This window comes from Thalassococcus lentus (assembly GCF_028023555.1).
GTDB lineage: Bacteria > Pseudomonadota > Alphaproteobacteria > Rhodobacterales > Rhodobacteraceae > Thalassococcus_A > Thalassococcus_A lentus.
The window spans coordinates 1-2,697 of sequence record NZ_JAQIOY010000014.1 but is presented as its reverse complement, the minus strand read 5'-3'; the positions used below and the strand labels follow the sequence as shown (position 1 = coordinate 2,697).

Below are 2,697 nucleotides of genomic sequence, written 5' to 3'. Positions count from 1 at the left end.
GGTCAGACGCTTTGGGATGTTTGTGCTGGTCGTGGTTTTCGTCTTCCGCATTTGTGTCACAAGCCTGAGGGTGGTTATCGCGCGGACGGGAACTGTCGTGCTTGTATGGTTGAGATTGAGGGTGAGCGGACGTTGGCTGCGTCTTGTGTTCGCGAGCCTGTTGAGGGGATGGTTGTTCGGACGTCTTCCGCGCGTGCGCAGTCTGCGCGCAAGATGGTTATGGAGCTGCTGGTTGCGGATCAGCCGGATCAGGCTGAGGCGCATGACCGTTCGAGCCATCTTTGGGATATGGCGGCAGAGAACGGGGTTGAACATTCTCGGTTTCCGGCGCTTGAGAAGGAGCGTATTCCGCTGCTGGACGACAGCCATGTTGCCATGAGCGTGAACCTGGATGCCTGCATCCAGTGTGGTCTTTGTGTGCGGGCCTGCCGCGAAGTTCAGGTGAACGATGTTATCGGGATGTCTGGCCGTGGCCATGATGCCTATCCGACCTTTGATTTTGCCGATCCCATGGGGGACAGCACCTGCGTGGCCTGCGGTGAATGCGTTCAGGCCTGCCCGACGGGTGCACTGATGCCGTCTTCGGTTGTGAACGAGGCGCAGCAGGGTGACAGCAAGGATTTTGACAGCGAGACCCAGAGCGTCTGCCCGTTTTGCGGTGTTGGCTGCCAGGTCAGCGTCAAGGTCAAGGATGGCAAGGTCAAATACGTCGAAGGCATCAACGGGCCTGCGAACGAGGGCCGGCTTTGCGTCAAGGGGCGCTTTGGCTTTGACTACATTCACCATCCGCACCGTCTGACCGTGCCGCTGGTGCGGCGCGAGGATGCGCCGGAAAAGGGTCTGAACGTGGATCCGTCGAACCCGTTCACGCACTTCCGCGAGGCGAGCTGGGAAGAGGCTCTGGACCGCGCGGCGCATGGGCTTGCGGATCTGCGGTCGTTTTACGGGGGTGCATCGGTTGCGGGCTTTGGCAGTGCCAAGTGCACCAACGAGGAAGCCTATCTGTTCCAGAAGTTCATCCGTCAGGGCTTTGGGCACAACAACGTCGACCACTGCACGCGCCTGTGCCATGCGTCATCGGTGGCCGCGCTGATGGAGAACGTGGGATCGGGCGCTGTGACGGCGACCTTCAACGAGATCGAGAATGCCGATCTGGCGATCGTGATCGGGGCCAACCCGACCGAGAACCACCCGGTTGCGGCGACCTTCTTCAAGCAGTTTGCCAAGCGTGGGGGTGATCTGATCATCATGGATCCGCGCGGCACGGCGATGAAGCGGCACGCGGCGCATATGCTGCAGTTCCGTCCGGGCACGGACGTGGCTTTGCTGAACGCGATCATGAACGTGATCGTCGAAGAAAAGCTTTATGATCGTCAGTACATCGAGGGCTTTACCGAGGGGTTCTTCGAGTTCCGCGATCACATCCGGGCCTTCACGCCCGAACGCATGAGCGAGCTGTGCGGGATCGACCCGGACGAGATCCGCACGGTGGCCCGCAAATATGCGGGCGCGCAGCGGGCAATGATCTTCTGGGGCATGGGCGTGTCGCAGCACATCCACGGCACGGACAACGCGCGCTGCCTGATCTCGCTGGCGCTGCTGTGCGGGCAGGTGGGGCGCTCGGGCACCGGGCTGCATCCGTTGCGCGGGCAGAACAACGTGCAGGGGGCCTCGGACGCGGGCCTGATCCCGCAGGTGCTTCCGGATTACCAGTCGGTGACCGATCCCGAGGTGCGCTCGCTGTTCAAGCATATCTGGCGCGGTGCCGAGATCCAGGAAACCCCCGGCCTGACGGTGGTCGAGATCATGGACCGTGTGTACCGCGGCGAGATCAAGGGCATGTATATCCTGGGTGAGAACCCGGCGATGAGCGACCCGGACGTGGAGCATGCGCGCAAGGCGCTGGCGCAGCTCGATCATCTGGTGGTGCAGGATATCTTCCTGACCGAGACGGCGAACTTTGCTGATGTGATCCTGCCGGCTTCGGCCTTCCCGGAAAAGACCGGCACGGTGACCAACACGAACCGCCAGGTGCAGGTGGCGCGGCAGGCCGTGCCGCCCCCGGGCGAGGCGCGCGAAGACTGGGCGGTTCTGGTGGAGATGGCCCGGCGCATCGGGCTGGACTGGGACTATGACGATCCGCGCGAAGTTTTTGACGAGATGAAGATGTCGATGCGCTCGCTGCATCACATCACCTGGAAGCGGCTGGAGGCCGAGAACGCGGTGACCTATCCGACCTCGGGGCCGGATGATCCGGGCGCGGCGGTGGTCTTTGGCGACGGGTTCCCGCGCCGGGCCGGACGCGCGCGCTTTGCCCCGGCCCGGGTGACCCCGCCGGCCGAGATCCCGGACGAACGCTTCCCGATGATCCTGACCACCGGCCGCCAGCTGGAACACTGGCATACCGGCTCGATGACCCGCCGCGCCACGGTGCTGGACGCGGTCGAGCCCGAAGCCAATTGCTCGCTGCATCCCGCGACCCTGCGCAAACTGCGGGTCGAACCGGGCGAAAAGGTCCGGCTCATCACCCGCCGCGGCGAAGTCGAAGTCATGGCCCGCGCCGACAGAGCCGTCGCGCAGGACATGGTCTTCCTGCCCTTCGCATACGTCGAAGCCGCCGCAAACATCCTCACAAACCCAGCACTCGACCCTTACGGAAAAATACCAGAGTTCAAATACTCAGCCGTCAGAGTCGAA

At 63.1% G+C, this 2,697-nt stretch carries 1 protein-coding gene; it reads left to right on the top strand.

All coding sequences use genetic code 11. From position 1 onward, the window contains the following. A partial coding sequence (gene fdhF, locus PFY00_RS18930) for a formate dehydrogenase subunit alpha (protein ID WP_271434172.1) occupies window positions 1–2,697 on the top strand: 2,697 nt, incomplete at both ends.